Origin of the sequence: Saccharothrix sp. NPDC042600, assembly GCF_040647305.1 — a bacterium.
Lineage (GTDB): Bacteria > Actinomycetota > Actinomycetes > Mycobacteriales > Pseudonocardiaceae > Actinosynnema > Actinosynnema mutabilis.
Genome location: NZ_JBEZBW010000050.1, coordinates 1 through 14181 on the forward strand (window position 1 = coordinate 1; position 14181 = coordinate 14181).

12 protein-coding genes are annotated in these 14181 nt (G+C 73.2%); 8 read left to right on the forward strand and 4 right to left on the reverse strand.

Annotation, left to right across the window (positions count from 1 at the left end; translation table 11 throughout):
* Positions 1 to 200: 200 nt before the first annotated feature.
* On the reverse strand, positions 201 to 1238 hold the full coding sequence (locus AB0A74_RS26115) for a serine hydrolase (protein WP_358253361.1): 1038 nt from the start codon (positions 1236 to 1238) through the stop codon (positions 201 to 203).
* Between the two features lie 109 nt (positions 1239 to 1347).
* On the opposite strand from AB0A74_RS26115, the gene AB0A74_RS26120 reads away from it, so the two are divergent.
* The gene (locus AB0A74_RS26120; RefSeq protein WP_358253363.1) at positions 1348 to 2055 is read left to right on the forward strand and encodes an SDR family oxidoreductase; all 708 of its coding nucleotides are present in this window, start codon (positions 1348 to 1350) and stop codon (positions 2053 to 2055) included.
* Here AB0A74_RS26120 and AB0A74_RS26125 read toward each other — a convergent pair.
* Complete coding sequence (locus AB0A74_RS26125; protein WP_358253365.1) at positions 2009 to 2950, reverse strand: WYL domain-containing protein; 942 nt, start codon at positions 2948 to 2950, stop codon at positions 2009 to 2011. The genes AB0A74_RS26120 and AB0A74_RS26125 overlap by 47 nt on opposite strands.
* Before the next feature lie 60 nt (positions 2951 to 3010).
* Between AB0A74_RS26125 and AB0A74_RS26130 the strand changes: the two genes are divergently transcribed.
* Entirely contained in the window at positions 3011 to 3643 is a 633-nt protein-coding gene (locus tag AB0A74_RS26130; protein WP_358253367.1) for an alpha/beta fold hydrolase, read from the forward strand.
* A 27-nt stretch (positions 3644 to 3670) separates the two neighbouring features.
* The gene (locus tag AB0A74_RS26135; protein ID WP_358253369.1) at positions 3671 to 5707 is read left to right on the forward strand and encodes a hypothetical protein; all 2037 of its coding nucleotides are present in this window, start codon (positions 3671 to 3673) and stop codon (positions 5705 to 5707) included.
* 47 nt (positions 5708 to 5754) lie between these two features.
* On the opposite strand, the gene AB0A74_RS26140 is transcribed toward AB0A74_RS26135, so the two are convergent.
* Complete coding sequence (locus AB0A74_RS26140; protein WP_358253370.1) at positions 5755 to 8640, reverse strand: glycoside hydrolase family 9 protein; 2886 nt, start codon at positions 8638 to 8640, stop codon at positions 5755 to 5757.
* Positions 8641 to 8817: 177 nt separating this feature from the next.
* On the opposite strand from AB0A74_RS26140, the gene AB0A74_RS26145 reads away from it, so the two are divergent.
* From AB0A74_RS26145 to AB0A74_RS26165, 5 genes are all read left to right on the forward strand, one after another.
* Positions 8818 to 9759 carry a zinc-binding dehydrogenase gene (locus tag AB0A74_RS26145; RefSeq protein WP_358253443.1) on the forward strand — a complete coding sequence of 314 codons (942 nt, stop codon included), beginning with the start codon at positions 8818 to 8820 and terminating at the stop codon, positions 9757 to 9759.
* Positions 9759 to 10625: an LLM class flavin-dependent oxidoreductase gene (locus AB0A74_RS26150; RefSeq protein ID WP_358253372.1), complete on the forward strand. Its 867-nt coding sequence runs from the start codon at positions 9759 to 9761 to the stop codon at positions 10623 to 10625. The genes AB0A74_RS26145 and AB0A74_RS26150 overlap by 1 nt, the downstream gene beginning before the upstream one ends.
* Before the next feature lie 125 nt (positions 10626 to 10750).
* A complete protein-coding gene (locus AB0A74_RS26155) occupies positions 10751 to 11623 on the forward strand; it encodes an alpha/beta hydrolase (protein WP_358253374.1) in 873 nt (290 codons plus the stop codon).
* A gap of 53 nt (positions 11624 to 11676) precedes the next feature.
* The gene (gene grpE, locus AB0A74_RS26160) at positions 11677 to 12450 is read left to right on the forward strand and encodes a nucleotide exchange factor GrpE (protein ID WP_358253376.1); all 774 of its coding nucleotides are present in this window, start codon (positions 11677 to 11679) and stop codon (positions 12448 to 12450) included.
* Positions 12451 to 12549: 99 nt separating this feature from the next.
* Positions 12550 to 13620, forward strand: a complete 1071-nt coding sequence (locus AB0A74_RS26165; RefSeq protein ID WP_358253444.1) for a glycoside hydrolase family 19 protein — start codon at positions 12550 to 12552, stop codon at positions 13618 to 13620.
* A 46-nt stretch (positions 13621 to 13666) separates the two neighbouring features.
* On the opposite strand, the gene AB0A74_RS26170 is transcribed toward AB0A74_RS26165, so the two are convergent.
* Entirely contained in the window at positions 13667 to 14050 is a 384-nt protein-coding gene (locus AB0A74_RS26170; RefSeq protein ID WP_358253378.1) for a hypothetical protein, read from the reverse strand.
* Positions 14051 to 14181 lie beyond the last annotated feature (131 nt).

Below are 14181 nucleotides of genomic sequence, written 5' to 3' on the forward strand. Positions count from 1 at the left end.
CCCCTCGGGCTTTCTTTTTTTTAAGTCAGACCAACCCGCACAACTCCGTTCCCTTTTTATAAACACCCCCCCCCCCCGCGGCGGGGGGGCCGGGGCGCGGCCCCCCGGGCGGGGGCGGGGGGGGTGGCGCGGGCGGGCCGCGCCCGGGGGGGGGCCCCCCTCGTGCACCCCCCCGCGCGGGCCGCCCCCCGCCTCCGCTCTCAGCCGCCGTTCGACGCCCGGTAGGGCTGGGCCGAGTAGGCGCGCGGCTTGGCGGTGGTGATGCGCAGGACCGAGTCGTACAGCGTGCGGCCCAGTGCGGCGCGGGCACGCAGGGCCGGGTGGGTCGCGCTGTAGTTGTCCGCGTTCGCCGCCTGGTCCCCGGCGAACTGCCCCGACGCGAACAGCGCGTACGTCACGACCGCCTTGCCCGACGCGTCGAACACGATCCCCGCCTCGTTGCGACCGTCCGCGAACCACCCGGCCTTGGTCGCCACGTTCAGCCGTTCGGCGGACGACAGGTTCAGCCGGATGCCGTCCGTGAACGACGTCAGCGACCGCAGCACCTTCAGCAGGTGCTCCGTCGACCCGGCCGACAGCAGCTCACCCCGCACCAGCTTCTGCAGCAGCGTGAACGTCTCGCGCGGCGTCGTCGTCCCCAGGAAGAACCGGTTCGGGTTGGCCACCGGCACGACCTGCGTGTGCACGAACCCCTTCGCGCGCAGGATCTCGTTCAGCTCCAGCGCCGGCACGACGAGCCCGCACAGCCGCACCGCCGTGTTGTCCGACACGGTCAGCAGCGCCGCCAGCGCGTGCCCCACGGTCACCGAACTGGGGTACGCCCCGTCCAGCCCGAAGATCCCGTCCGTGTCCTGGATCACGATCGACGCGGTCACGTCCACCCGCTGGTCCAGGGTGATCAACCCCCGGTCGACCTTGTCCAGCACCGCGACGGCCACCGCGATCTTGTTCACGCTGTACGCGTCGACCACCCGGTCGGCGTGGTCCTCGACGGCGGTCTTCACGACGCCGTCCGGGTCGGCCACACCGATGTGGGACGACCACGTCCCGCCCGCGAAGTACGTCTCACGCTGGTACTTCCGCGCGATCTTGCGGCGCGCGAGGTCGGCGGTGGTCGGGATCAGCGCGTCCCACTCGGCGTCGGTCTCCTGCGCCGACGCGGGGCCGGCGGTGCCCAGGACGGCGCCCGCCGCCGCGACCGAGCCCAGACCCAGCGCGAACCTGCGGTTGATGTTCATGTGCCCCCAATCAGATGGTTGTCCGCCACTTAGACGCCATCGGTCGCGGTTTTGTTGCCTCCGGTGGCGCAGCGCGGTGCGCTGATCCAACCAGCAGTAGCCTGCCGACATGGGTGAAGGGGTATTCCTCATCACGGGCGCGTCCCGCGGCATCGGGCTGGCCACCGCGCAGGCCGCCGCCGAGGCCGGGTACCGGCTGGTGCTGACCGCGCGGGACGTGGACAGGCTCGCCGAGCACGCCGCGCGCCTGGGCGGACCCGACCGGGTGTGGGTGGCCGCCTGCGACGTGCGCAAGTGGGAGCAGGTCGCCGCGCTGGTCGGCCGGGTCGAGGAGGAGTGGGGGCGGCTGGACGTCGTGTTCGCCAACGCGGGCACCAGCGTGGTCACCTCCTTCACGTCCTCGCAGGGCGCGCCGCCCGCGCAGTGGGCCGACATGGTCCTGACCAACGTGTGCGGCCCGGCGTACACCGCCCGCGCCGCCCTGCCCGCCCTGATCCGCAGCGGCGGCCACCTGGTGCTGACCGGGTCCGCGGCCGGGCGCGGGGTGCGGCCGGGCAACCTGTACGCGGCGACGAAGTGGGCGGTCACCGGCCTGGCGCAGGCGATCCGGGCGGAGTGCGTCGGCACGGGCGTGCGGGTCACGCTGGTCCAGCCCGGCCTGACCGACACCGGCGGCATCCCGGCCTCCCGGCTGGGCGACCCGAAGCTCGCGCCCGCGGACGTGGCGCGCGCCGTGCTCTACGCCGTGTCCCAGCCGTCCACTGTGGACGTCAACGAGATCCTGGTCCGGCCGGTGGGCCAGGACGCGTACCGGTGAGCCGCGCGCCGACCTCCCGCAACGCCGCCACGACCTCGTCCGACGCCTCCAACGCGTAGTCCGCGCCGCACAGCAGCAGGTCCGCGGCGATCGGCTCGATCGCGTCCGCGCCCAGGTGCACCCGGCAGGTGGTCGCCGACACGGGCTCCACCTTGCCGGGCAGCGCCACCACCAGCCGCGCCTCCACGACCGCCGCCGGCGCCTGGACCAGCGCGGACGCCGTGTACCGGTAGGGCGCGGAGGTCAGCCGGCGCGCCACGAACGCGCCCGGCTCCTCGGGCGGTTCGCGCGGCGGGAACCGGTGCCCGGTGGTGCGCGGCGCCCCGATCCGGTCCACCCGGAACATCCGCCAGTCCCGCTTGGCCGGGTCGAACGCGAGCAGGTACCAGAGCCGGAACAGCGTGACCAGGCTGTGCGGCTCGACCTTGCGGTCCTGCCCCTTGTAGGCGAACCGCACCGCCTCGCGGTCCCGGCACGCCGCCGCCAGCACGCCCAGCGCCCTCGGGTCGGACTCGGGCGTCCCGCCGAACGGGATGCGCGCCACCGTCGAGCCCAGGGCGTCGATCTGGCGGCGCAACCGGTCCGGCAGCACGGGTTCCAGCTTGGCCAGCGCGCGGAAAGCGCTCTCTTCCATCCCGCGCGTGGCCGCCGCCGTCCGGAGCCCGATGGCCACCGCCACCGCCTCGTCGTCGTCCAGCAGCAGCGGCGGCAGGTCGCGGCCGGACTCCAGCCGGTACCCGCCCGTCGTGCCGGTCGCGCCGTGCACGGGGTAACCCAGCTCGCGCAGCCGTTCGACGTCGCGCCGCACCGTCCGGTCGGTCACGCCGAGCCGCTCCGCCAGGTCCGCGCCGGTCCAGTCCCGGCGGCTCTGGAGGAGTGACAAGAGTCGCAACATGCGGGCGGGCATGGTCATTACGGACATCCTATGTCCTAAAGCCGACCTACTGTCGATCACATGACGACATACGTGCTGATCGCGGGCGCATGCCACGGTGGCTGGTACTACGAGCCCATCACCGCCCAGCTGCGCGCCCAGGGCCACCAGGTGCACGCGCCCACGCTGAGCGCCGACGGCAACCTCAAAGAACACGTGGAGCAGGTGCTCGCCCTGCTCGACGGCCTGGACGACGTCGTGCTGGCCGGGCACAGCTACGGCGGCATGGTGATCACGGGGGCGGCGGACCGCGTGCCCGAGAAGATCAAGTCCCTGGTGTACGTGGACGCGCTGGTGCCGCGCGACGGCCAGTCCGCGTGGGACCTGGTGCACGGCTTCTGGCGGGACTGGTACATCGACGGCGTGGCGGCCGACGGCCGGGGCGTGGCCCCGATGCCGTTCTTCGACGACCGGGCGTTCGCGCACCCGATCGCGTCCCTGCTCCAGCGCTCCCGCCTGACCGGCGCGACCGACAACATCACCAACCGCTGGTACCTCTACTGCGAGCAGACCCGGGAAAGCCCCTTCACGCAGTTCCGCGACGCGTTCCAGGACGACCCGACCTGGCAGGTGCGGTCCCTGGACGTCGGCCACGACTTCCTCGACGGCGGCGCGGACGAGTTCCTGGACGTGCTGGCGAAGGCGGGCGCGTAGCCCGTCCGGTTCGGCCACGATGTCCGCGTGGACTTACGCAGGTGGTGGGTGGCCGGTGTGGCCTTCGTCGTGGCTGTCGGCGGAGTGCTGTTGTGGTTGTCGGGCTCCGAGGTCGCGCTGGACAGAGGTGACAAGCTCGCCGGCGTCGCCGGGGCGCTGCTGGCCACCGCCGGGCTCGTCACCAGCGTGGTCGCGGTGGTGGTGGCGATCCGGGGCAACCGGAGCGCCGACCTGCGCCAAGCCGCGAACCACCTGGCCGGCCTGGTCGCCGGGCAGTGGGAGCGGGAGGCCGCCGCGCGCGGGCTGACCCGTCCGCTGGAGGTCGGCTGGGCGTCCACCACCCTCCCGGTCGCGCCCGCCGCCGCCGACGTCCTCGGTGACCACGTGGTCCCGGGTCGTCCCACCCGGCTGAAGCTGCGCGGCGCGGTACCCGACCTGGCCGACGCCTTCCTGCGCCTGCCCGCCCGCCGCCTGGTGCTGATCGGCGCGCCGGGCGCGGGCAAGACCAGCGCCGCCGTCCTGCTGACCGCCGGCCTCGCGCGCCGGCGCACGGCCGACGACCCGGTGCCGGTGCTGGTGTCCCTGTCCTCCTGGGACCCGGAGCGGCAGGGCCTGGAGGAGTGGCTCACCGATCGCATCGCCGTGGACCACCCGGTGTTCGGCAAGCGCGGCACGTACGGCCCGGCGGTGGCGCGGGCGCTGGTGGACAGCGGGACGGTGCTGCCGGTCCTGGACGGCCTGGACGAAGTCGCGCCGGCGGCGCGGAAGGCGGCGGCGGAGGGCATCGCCCACGCCTTCAGCACCGGCCCCCTGCTGTTGACCGCGCGGTCGCGGGAGTACGAGGAGACCGTCCGCGTGCCGCTCGGCCGGGCCGCGGTCGTGGAGCTGGGCTCGGTGACCCCGCGGGCCGCCGCCGCCTACCTGCGCGCGGGACTCGCCGAGGGCGACCGGCGCTGGGACCCGGTGGTCGAGCGGTTGGCCGCGGACCAGGACGGCGCGCTCGCCCAGGCCCTGTCCACCCCGCTCATGGTCTACCTGGCCAGGACGGCGTTCACCGCGGGCGACCCGCGCGACCTGCTCGAACCCGCCACGGCCGCCGAGGTCGAGCAGCTCCTGTTGGACGCCTACCTGCCCGCGCTGTACCCGGCGGGGGAGCGGGTCGCGGTGGCGCGGCGGTCCCTGCGCTTCCTGGCGCGCCGGTCGGCGCTGGGCGCGGACCTGGCGTGGTGGCGGCTGTTCCTGCTGCTGCCCAAGCCGCACGCGGTGGTGGCGGCGACGCGGGGCGCCATCCTGGCCGCCCTGATGAGCGTCGTGTTCATGGTGACGTCGGTCCCGGCCGAGGTGTGGGCGAACGCTCCCCTGGAGCGGTTGCTGCTGGTTCCACTCGCCGTGATGTCACCGGTGACGCTCATCGGCGCGGCGGTCGGCGGCGTGCTCGGTCCGCTCTGGGCGGCGCTGGTCACGCGGGTCGGTCGCGGCGCGGACGCCGTCGTGCCGCTGCCGCGGTACCTGGACGTCCGGGCCGGGCGGGTGGTCGGGTTCGCGGTCGCCGGCGCGGCGGCCGGCGCGGTGACGTTCGCCGGCATGGCCCTCGCGGCGGCGCGGCCCGACGCGCTGGCCGCCGCGGCGCAGGCCGGGGCGGCCCTGGGCAGCGTGTCGTTCATCGGTGGCGAGGTGACCAAACGTTCGGCGCCGGACGTCCCGGTGCGGCCCGGGGACGGCCTCGCCGCGGACCGCTCGACCGCGATCCTGGTGGGTGCGCTGAGCCTCGTCGGCCTCGTCGCCGGCTTCTGGGGCTGGATCGCGGCCGTGGGCGACGTGGGCGAGGACGCGACGTTGTTGCTCGCGGCGTTGACCGGCGTCGTGGTCGTCTTCTTCCGGTACCTGTCGTGCGCCTGGGTGAAGTTCGAGATCGCCCGGTTCTGGTTCCGGGTGTCGCGCAAGACGCCCTGGCGGCTCATGGAGTTCCTGGAGGACGCCCACCGCCGAGGTGTGCTCAGGCAGGTGGGCGGCGGTTACCAGTTCCGGCACCTGCGGATCCAGGAGTTCCTCGCCGGGAGGTGAAGGGGCCGTCGACCGGGCGCTTGGTCGACGGCCCCCGCACCGAACGGTCAGCCCTTGGTGCAGCGCTGGCCGTTGACCGTGAAGTCGGTCGGTTCCGCGTGCGGCGGGGTCGAGGAGGCGTTCAGGCCCACCTGGACCGAGCCGCCCGCCGGGACGTTGCCGTTCCAGCCCACGTTGGTGCCGGTCACGACCTGGCCCGACTGCGACCAGTTCGCCGACCAGCCCTGCGTGATCTTCTGGCTGCCCGGCCACGTGAACTTCAGCGTCCACGACGACCACGGGCTGCCGCTGGTGTTCTGGATGGTGATGTTCGCCGACAGGCCCGTGCCCCACGTCGACTGCCGGTAGGTCACCTTGCAGTACGTCCCGCCGTCCGCCTTCGTGGTGAACGTGCCGATCGGCGACATGGCCGACCGCAGCCCCGCGCCGTTGCGCGCCACCACGGCGAAGCGGTACGCCGTGTCGGGGCGCAGGCCGGTCACCGCGTACGTCGTGCCGGTGACCGTGGCGACCACGCGCAGCGCGTCACCCTCGACCGCCACCACGTCGTAGTCCTTCACGCCGCTCTCCGCGTCCGACGAGGCCGTCCACGTCAGGGTCGCGCCGGTCGTCGTGATGCCGGACGCCACCGGGGTGCCCGGCACGGTCGGGGGAGTGGTGTCGGCCGGGGCCGAGGAGGACTTCTCCGCCGCCCAGTTGGCCACCCACGCGAACGCCGAGTTCCAGTTGACCGTGACCTCGTTGAGCGAGTACGCCTCGATGTGGTCCACGAAGCACTTCTGCGGCTTGCACCCGGGCAGCAGGCGCGCCGCGATCGGGTCCTGCAGGCCGCTGTTCGGGCCACCGGAGAGCACGCCCGGCGGAGCGGTCGGCAACGTGGCGTCGAGCTGGTTCGCCCAGTGCCGGTGGTGGACGTTCTTCACCGGCTGGCTGCCGTAGCCGGTCACGTACGAGTAGCTGACCGGGTTGCGCCCCAACAGGTAGTGCAGGATCTCGAACACGCCCTCGCGGTACTTCGCCGCGCCGGTGAAGTCGTGCGCCAGCGCCAGCACCGACGCGTTGTTCGCGATCAGGCCGTTGGAACCCCACTCGTAGCTGCCGTCGGTCGTGCGGTACGCCGCCGGGTAGGCCATCGACGCGAACTGCGAGAGCAGCCCGTCGGCCGTGGTGGTGAACGCCTGCCGGATGGCCGCGACGTCCGCCGCGGGCAGGCCGTTGGGCACGATCGCCAGCGTGATGTCACCCAGCGGACCCGTGGAGCCCCAGTCGAAACCGCGCTGGTTGAGCGACTGTCCCTTGTAGAGGGCCGAGCCGGTCACGTCGGCGCGGTAGGACGCCTCGCCGGTGGTCGCGAACATCTCCGCCGCGGCCCAGTAGAACTCGTCGGACAGCGTGTTGTCGCTGTACGAACCGCCGCCGGTGCCGTCGTTCGGGTCGGCGATCTTGTTCGGGTTCGCCTTCGCCGCCGCGTACGCCCTGACCGCCGCCGCCTGCGCCTTGGCCGAGAACGCCGGGTCGATCGTCTTCCAGATCCGCGCCGCCTGCGCCGCCACGGCGGCCAGGTTCAGCGTCGCCGCCGTGCTGGTCGCCGACAGCCGCCGTGCCTGCGGGTCCTGGTGCGGCAGCAGCGGCAGGCCGGTCCACGCGGCGTCGTGGATCTTGTGGTGCGCCATGCCGTCGGGCGCCTGCATCTTGAGCAGGAACTCGACCTCCCAGCGGGCCTCGTCCAGGATGTCCGGGACGCCGTTGGCCTTCTCCGGGATGTTCAGCTTGCCGTCGCCCAGCGCGGACGCGTCACCCAGGCGCAGCGCGCGCTCGTAGGTGTTGAGCACCTGCCACGCCGAGATGCCGCCGTTGACCACGTACTTGCCGTGGTCGCCCGCGTCGTACCAGCCGCCGCGCACGTCGAGCGTGTACCCGCAGGCCAGGTCGGACTTGCAGGGCACGTTGTTGTCACCCTGGTTCGGGGCGACGTTGAGGTGCCCGGCCGGGCGCGCGTAGGTCTCGCCGACGTACTGCGCCTGGATCTCGATGCCGCTGCGCTGGTGGTAGAAGAACGCCAGGGCGTCGTAGCGCAGCTGCTTGAAGCGGTCGGCGGAGATGTCGAACGGGAAGCTGGTCTCCGTGCCGACCGACAGGGTGTAGCCGGTGCCGGTGGTGTCGTAGGAGGAGAAGTCGATGACGTGCGTCGAGTCGCCCGACGCCGCGTCGACACCCTTGGGCGTGGTCTGACCGGTGGCGACGGTCGCGCCCGCCGCGTTCTTCAGCGTCCACGTCTGCGGGGTGGTCGCCGTCGAGGTCAGGGTGGCGCGCTTGGGCAGGCCGGGCAGGTAGGCGACCTGGTCGGCGTTGATCTTCTTCGGCGCCGGGCCGACGTCGCCGCCCGGCGGCTTCACGCCGCCGACCAGCGAGATGTTGTCGACGCAGATGGTGTTGTCGGCCGCGTTGCCGCCGAGCTGGAAGGAGATCTGCCCGTTGCCGGCTTCGGGGAAGTCCAGTTCCGGCGTGAAGGTGAAGCTGTAGGTCTGCTTGGTGGTGGTCAGCGTGACGCCGTGGCGCGCGATGCCCCGGTAGGGGGCGACCGCCTCGCCGGCGTTGGCGGCGATGGCCTGCGGCGCGGTGGCGTAGGCGTCGAAGGACATCCGGTAGGACTGGCCTGCCTCGAACGGCACGCCGTTCTGCCCGATCAGGGCGTCCCAGGGGTTCGCGGTGCCGCCGGTGACGGTCGCGCACAGCTCACCGCCGACCACGCGGTTGGTGACCCCGGCGCTGGACCACCACGGGTCCGCCGTGCCGCCGGAGAACGTGCCGTTGACGATCCGCTCGTAGTCGGCCGCGTGCGCGGTGCCGGAGGCCAATGCGCCGGTCAGGGCGGCGACGGCGAGGGAAGCGGTGGCCTGGCGGCGCCACCGGGGAGGGGGAAGCGATCTCATGGACAGGGCTCCTCCGTCTGCTCTGACGGTTGACGACGCTTCTGGGAGCGCTCCCTGGGAGCGCTCCCAGAGACTTTAGGGTGACCCGGCGCACATCCACAAGGGCGAAAGTTGACCTCCACTTAGCTGGAGGTCGCAGGCTGGTCCCACGAGTCGGAACGGCCCATGGGGGACGCGGTGCGCGCGGTGTGGATGAACGGGTTCGGGGGACCTGAGGTGCTGGTCGCGGGGGAGGCGCCGGACCCGGTGGCGGGTCCGGGGCAGGCGTTGGTCGAGGTCGCGTACGCGAACACGACCTTCGTGGAGACGCAGTACCGGCGCACCGGGCAGGGGCCGTTCCGGCTCGAACCGCCCGCGATCCTCGGCAACGGCGTGGGCGGCGTGGTGACCCGGGTCGGCGAGGGCGTGGACCCCGGCCTGGTCGGGCAGCGGGTGATCACCTCGACCGGCGGCCGGGGCGGTTACGCCGAGCGGGTCGCCGTGGACGCGGCGGGCCTGGTGGTCGTGCCCGACGGCGTGCCGCTGGACACCGCGGTCGCGCTGCTGGCCGACGGCCGCACCGCCCTGCTCAACCTGCGCACCGTCGGCGACGTCGCCGGGCGGCGGGTCCTGGTGCTCGCGGCGGCCGGCGGCGTCGGCACGCTGCTGGTCCAGCTCGCCAAGGCCGCTGGCGCGACCGTCGTGGGCGCGGCGGGCGGGGCGGAGAAGGGCGAGGTCGTGCGCGGCCTGGGCGCGGACGAGGTGATCGACTACACCGAGCCGGACTGGGGCGCCGACCCGGTGGACGTCGTGTTCGACGGCGTCGGCGGCCCGACCGCGCGGGCGGCGTTCGAACTGCTGCGCCCCGGCGGCCGGATGCTCAGCTTCGGCCTGGCCGGCGGCGAGTGGGCGGGCATCGACCCGGACCGCGCCGCCGAGCGCGGCGTCACCCTCGTCGAAGGCCGCCGGCCCACGCCGGAGGAGCTGGCCGACCTGGTCGCCACCGTCCTGCGGCACGCCGCCGACGGCACGATCCGGCCGGTGATCGGCCAGCGGTTCCCGCTGGACCGCGCCGCCGACGCGCACGCCGCCATCGAGTCCCGCGCCACCGTCGGCAAGACCCTGCTGGAGGTGCGGTGATGGACGTCGGCACGACCCTGCCCGGCTTCGGCCACGACGTGGTGGCGTTCGCCCAGCACGCCGAGGGCCTCGGGCTGGAGTCGCTGTGGCACGGCGACCACCTGATCCCGGTGAACCCCTTCCTGGACAGCACGCTCGTGCACGCCACGGTCGCCGCCGTCACCACGAAGATCAAGCTCGGCTTCGGCGTCATGGTGCTGCCGCTGCGCCAGCCCGCCTGGACCGCCAAGCAGGTCGCCACCCTGCAACACCTCTCCGGGAACCGCGTCCTGCTCGGCGTGGGCAGCGGCGGCGAGGCGCACGGCGAGGCGGCCTGGCACGCGGTGGACGTGCCGTTCGCCGAACGCGGCAAGCGCACCGACGCCATCCTGGAGGTCCTGCCCGGTCTCGTGCGCGGCGAGCGGGTCTGTTTGCACGGCAGGGAGATCGCCCTCTCGCCCGGCGCCGCCATGCCGCCGGTCCTGGTCGGCGGCGGTGGAAGACCCGCGCTGCGCAGGGCCGCCCGCTTCGGCGACCACTGGTACCCGGCGTTCACCACTCCCCACGCCATTCGAAGGGCGTTGGTGGAGCTGGAGGAACTGGCCGCCCAGCACAACCGTCCCCGCCCCGGTGTCACGGTGGGCGTCAGCGTGGCCCTGGGGGACGTCCCGGCCGCCGTGATCGACCAACGTGTCAAGGGGATGACCGACTACGGGGTGTCCGAGGAGCACGCGCGCGAGGTCATCGTCACCGGCACGCCCGAGCAAGCGGCACAACGGTTCGCGGCCTTCGCGGAGGCGGGCGTGGACCGGCTGGTCGCGATGCCGTTCACCGAAGACCGGTTTCGCCAGACAGAGCTGATCGCGGGGGCTGTGTCGATGGCGTGACTCCGTCACGCGGCTCGGCCGCCCTGCGGGTCGGCTCGTCGCGTCGCGTTTCCCGACGATCGCAAAAGCTGACCGTCGGGAAACGCGACGCGACAAGCCGACGGCGGCCTCGCTACGGTCCTGGTGTGACCGAGGAAGTGTTGCGCGCCAACGGCGTGGACCTCTGCGTGGAGACCTTCGGGGCGCCCGGCGACCCGGCCGTCCTGCTGATCATGGGTGTCACCGGGTCGATGGACCGGTGGGAGGTCGACTTCTGCCGGCCCCTCGCCGACGCCGGCCGGTTCGTCATCCGCTACGACCACCGCGACACCGGGCGTTCGACGTCCTACCCGCCGGGCGAACCCGGGTACGCGTTCCCCGACATGGTCGCCGACGCCGTCGGGGTGCTCGACGCCCTGGGCATCGCGGAGGCGCACGTCGTCGGGCTGTCGATGGGCGGCATGATCGCCCAGCTGCTGACGCTGGACCACCCCGACCGCGTGGCCACGCTGACGTTGATCGCCACCAGCCCGGGCGGTCCCGGCGAACCCGACCTGCCGCCGATGGCCCCGTCCCTGCTGGAGCACTTCGCCGCCGGCGGCACCCCGCCGCCCGACTGGTCCGACCGCGACTCGGTGATCGACCACCTCGTGGCCGCGCAACGGCCCTACCGGGGTTCGCGCCCGGTGGACGAGGTGGCCGAGCGGGCGTTGGCGGGCCGGATCTTCGACCGCTCGACCAGCATCGCGTCCAGCGCCAACCACCTCCAAGTGGTCGGGGGCGAGCCGTGGCGGGCCCGGTTGGGGGAGATCGGGGCCCCGACGCTGGTGGTGCACGGCGACGTCGATCCGTTGTTCCCCTTGGGGCACGCGGAAGCGCTGGTCGCGGAGATCCCGACGGCCGCGCCGCTCGTGGTGCTGCCGGACACCGGGCACGAACTCCCGCGCGGGGTCTGGGACGTCGTGCTCACCCGTCTGGTCGAGCACACGGAGCGTGGACCCGTGACTGCGCAGGGCTGATTCACCCGGACGGCCCGATCAGGGCGCGTTCCCACCGGACGACCCTAGATGGGGTGAACCGAACCGCCATCGCCCTGGTCGTCCTCGGCGCGCTGATCACCTTCCCCGCGCTGGCCCTGGTCCTCGCGCCCGGCGCGCCCGCCGTGGACGTGCGGGAGGTGGCGGTCGGCGCCGTGGAGAGCGCGCGCCGCTCCGCCGACCCGGTCGGGATCGCCGACGAGGTCGCGGCCGTGCTGCCGGCCGGCGCGCGGGCGGTCGTGGTGCGCCCGGCGCGGGGCAACGAGCCGCCGTCCCGGACCGCGACGCCCCGGGTGGCCGTGCTGGTGGGCGCCGTCGACCAGGCGGCCGTGGGGTTGCTGGTCGCGGGCGGCGGGATGGTCGGCGCGCACGCCACGCCCGACGGGTGGTGGGCGTCGGTGGCCGTGCCCGCGACCGTGCCGCCGCCGACCCTGCCCGCGCTGGCCCTGCTGGTCGGGGCTGTGCTGCTGGGCGCGGCGGCGACCGGCGTCAACCGCGGCCGGGCCGCGCCGCCGCCCGCGGCCCGCCAGAAGGACGTGCTGGTGCGCGGCCTGACCGACCTCATGCCCAAGCTGCCCGAGGGCGTGGCGTGGCAGGCGGAGAACCTGCTCGCGGCGGCCGGCGTGCGGGTGGTGGTGCCCGACGGCCGCCCGGTGGACCCGAGCCGGCACCACGTCGTCGCCACCGAGCCGACCGACGACGAGGACGCGGTGGACACCGTGGCGCGCACCGTGCGGCCGGGGTACGCCGACGGCGAGCGGATCGTCGTGTGCCCGTCGGTCGTCGCCTACGTGCGAGAACAGGGGTAGTTCACCCTTGACTGGTGTAGACCAATCCTGTTGAGTGGCCCGAGTCACGTCCGAGGGCGCTCGAACGGGAGAAGAGATCACGTGTCGAGATTCCGCGTTGTGGCGGCCATCGCCACCATCGTGGTCGGGGCGGCACTGACTGTCGCAGCCGCCACGACCTCCGCATCCGCCGCCGCGTGCGCGACGCCGTGGAGCGCGTCCGCCGTCTACACCGGCGGCATGACGGCATCGCACAACGGGCACAACTGGTCCGCGAAGTGGTGGACCCAGAACGAGACGCCGGGCAGTGCCCAGGTCTGGGCCGACCAGGGCGTCTGCGGCGGCGGCACCACCACCACCACGTCCCCGCCGTCGTCCTGCTCCTACCCCGCATGGGTGCAGGGCAAGTTCTACGCCGCCGGCAGCATCGTGAAGTACACCGACGGCAAGCACTACATCGCCGAGCACGACAACCCGGGCTACGACCCGACGATCAGCACCTGGTACTGGGACCCGTACAACTGCGGCACCAGTCCCACGACGACCACGACCTCCACCCCGCCGAACACCGGTGGTTTCGTGGTCTCGGAGGCGCAGTTCAACCAGATGTACCCGAACCGGAACCCCTTCTACACCTACAGCGGTCTCAAGGCCGCGCTGAGCGCGTACCCCGGTTTCGCCAACACCGGCAGCGACACGGTGAAGAAGCAGGAGGCGGCGGCCTTCCTGGCCAACGTCAACCACGAGACCGGCGGCCTGGTGCACATCGTGGAGCAGAACCAGGCCAACTACCCGCACTACTGCGACGCGAGCCAGCCCTACGGCTGCCCTGCGGGGCAGGCGGCGTACTACGGCCGGGGTCCGATCCAGCTGTCGTGGAACTTCAACTACAAGGCCGCCGGTGACGCCCTGGGCCTGCCGTTGCTGACCAACCCGTGGCTGGTGCAGAACGACGCCTCGGTGGCCTGGCGCACGGGCCTCTGGTACTGGAACACCCAGAACGGCCCCGGCACGATGACCCCGCACAACGCGATGGTCAACGGGCACGGCTTCGGCCAGACGATCCGCAGCATCAACGGCGCCCTGGAATGCGACGGCCGCAACCCGGCGCAGGTCCAGAGCCGGGTGGACGCCTACCAGCGCTTCACCGCCATCCTCGGCGTCTCGCCGGGGTCGAACCTGTACTGCTGACACGGAAACGCGGGACCCGCGCACGACACGGCGGGTCCCGCGTCCGTCAGCCCACGACGCGGCGGATCGTGCTGATCGGCCCGATCGAGTCGATGTCCGCGATGCGCACCGGAACGCCCTCGGTGGACGCGTGCACCGCCCGCACCCGACCGCGGCCTGCGTGTAGGTGGTGCGCGGGATCGCCACGGACACGCACGGCTTGCCGTCGGGCGTCTACGGCTGTAGACATACGGCGCGACACCTCGCCGCTGTCGGCGGCCGGCACGTCCAGTGCGCTCAACCGGTTCAGGAAGGCCTGCTGCGAGGTCGCGACCGGGAACGCGGACAGGGTGCCGAAACGTGCTCCCTCGTAGGAGGCTTCCGTGAGCAAGTCCACCCGACCGCGCAAGCGTTCCCGCTCGGTTCGGGCGTCGGCGCCGGTCCGCGTCACCGTCGCCGGCTCCGCCCCGCGTGCGCCCAGGTCGTCCTGGGCCTTGAGAGTTCCTCGTACCGCGCGAGCGCGTCCGTCGGCTGGGCCTGGGCCGGTGCGGCAACTGTGAACGTCGCGACGACCGCTGCCGC

Excerpts from the sequence above, each read along its gene's own strand:
- AB0A74_RS26140 (WP_358253370.1), bottom strand. The coding sequence starts at position 8,640 with ATGAGATCGCTTCCCCCTCCCCGGTGGCGCCGCCAGGCCACCGCTTCC.
- AB0A74_RS26115 (WP_358253361.1), bottom strand. The coding sequence starts at position 1,238 with ATGAACATCAACCGCAGGTTCGCGCTGGGTCTGGGCTCGGTCGCGGCG.
- AB0A74_RS26130 (WP_358253367.1), top strand. The coding sequence starts at position 3,011 with ATGACGACATACGTGCTGATCGCGGGCGCATGCCACGGTGGCTGGTAC.
- AB0A74_RS26150 (WP_358253372.1), top strand. The coding sequence starts at position 9,759 with ATGGACGTCGGCACGACCCTGCCCGGCTTCGGCCACGACGTGGTGGCG.
- AB0A74_RS26120 (WP_358253363.1), top strand. The coding sequence starts at position 1,348 with ATGGGTGAAGGGGTATTCCTCATCACGGGCGCGTCCCGCGGCATCGGG.
- AB0A74_RS26125 (WP_358253365.1), bottom strand. The coding sequence starts at position 2,950 with ATGTTGCGACTCTTGTCACTCCTCCAGAGCCGCCGGGACTGGACCGGC.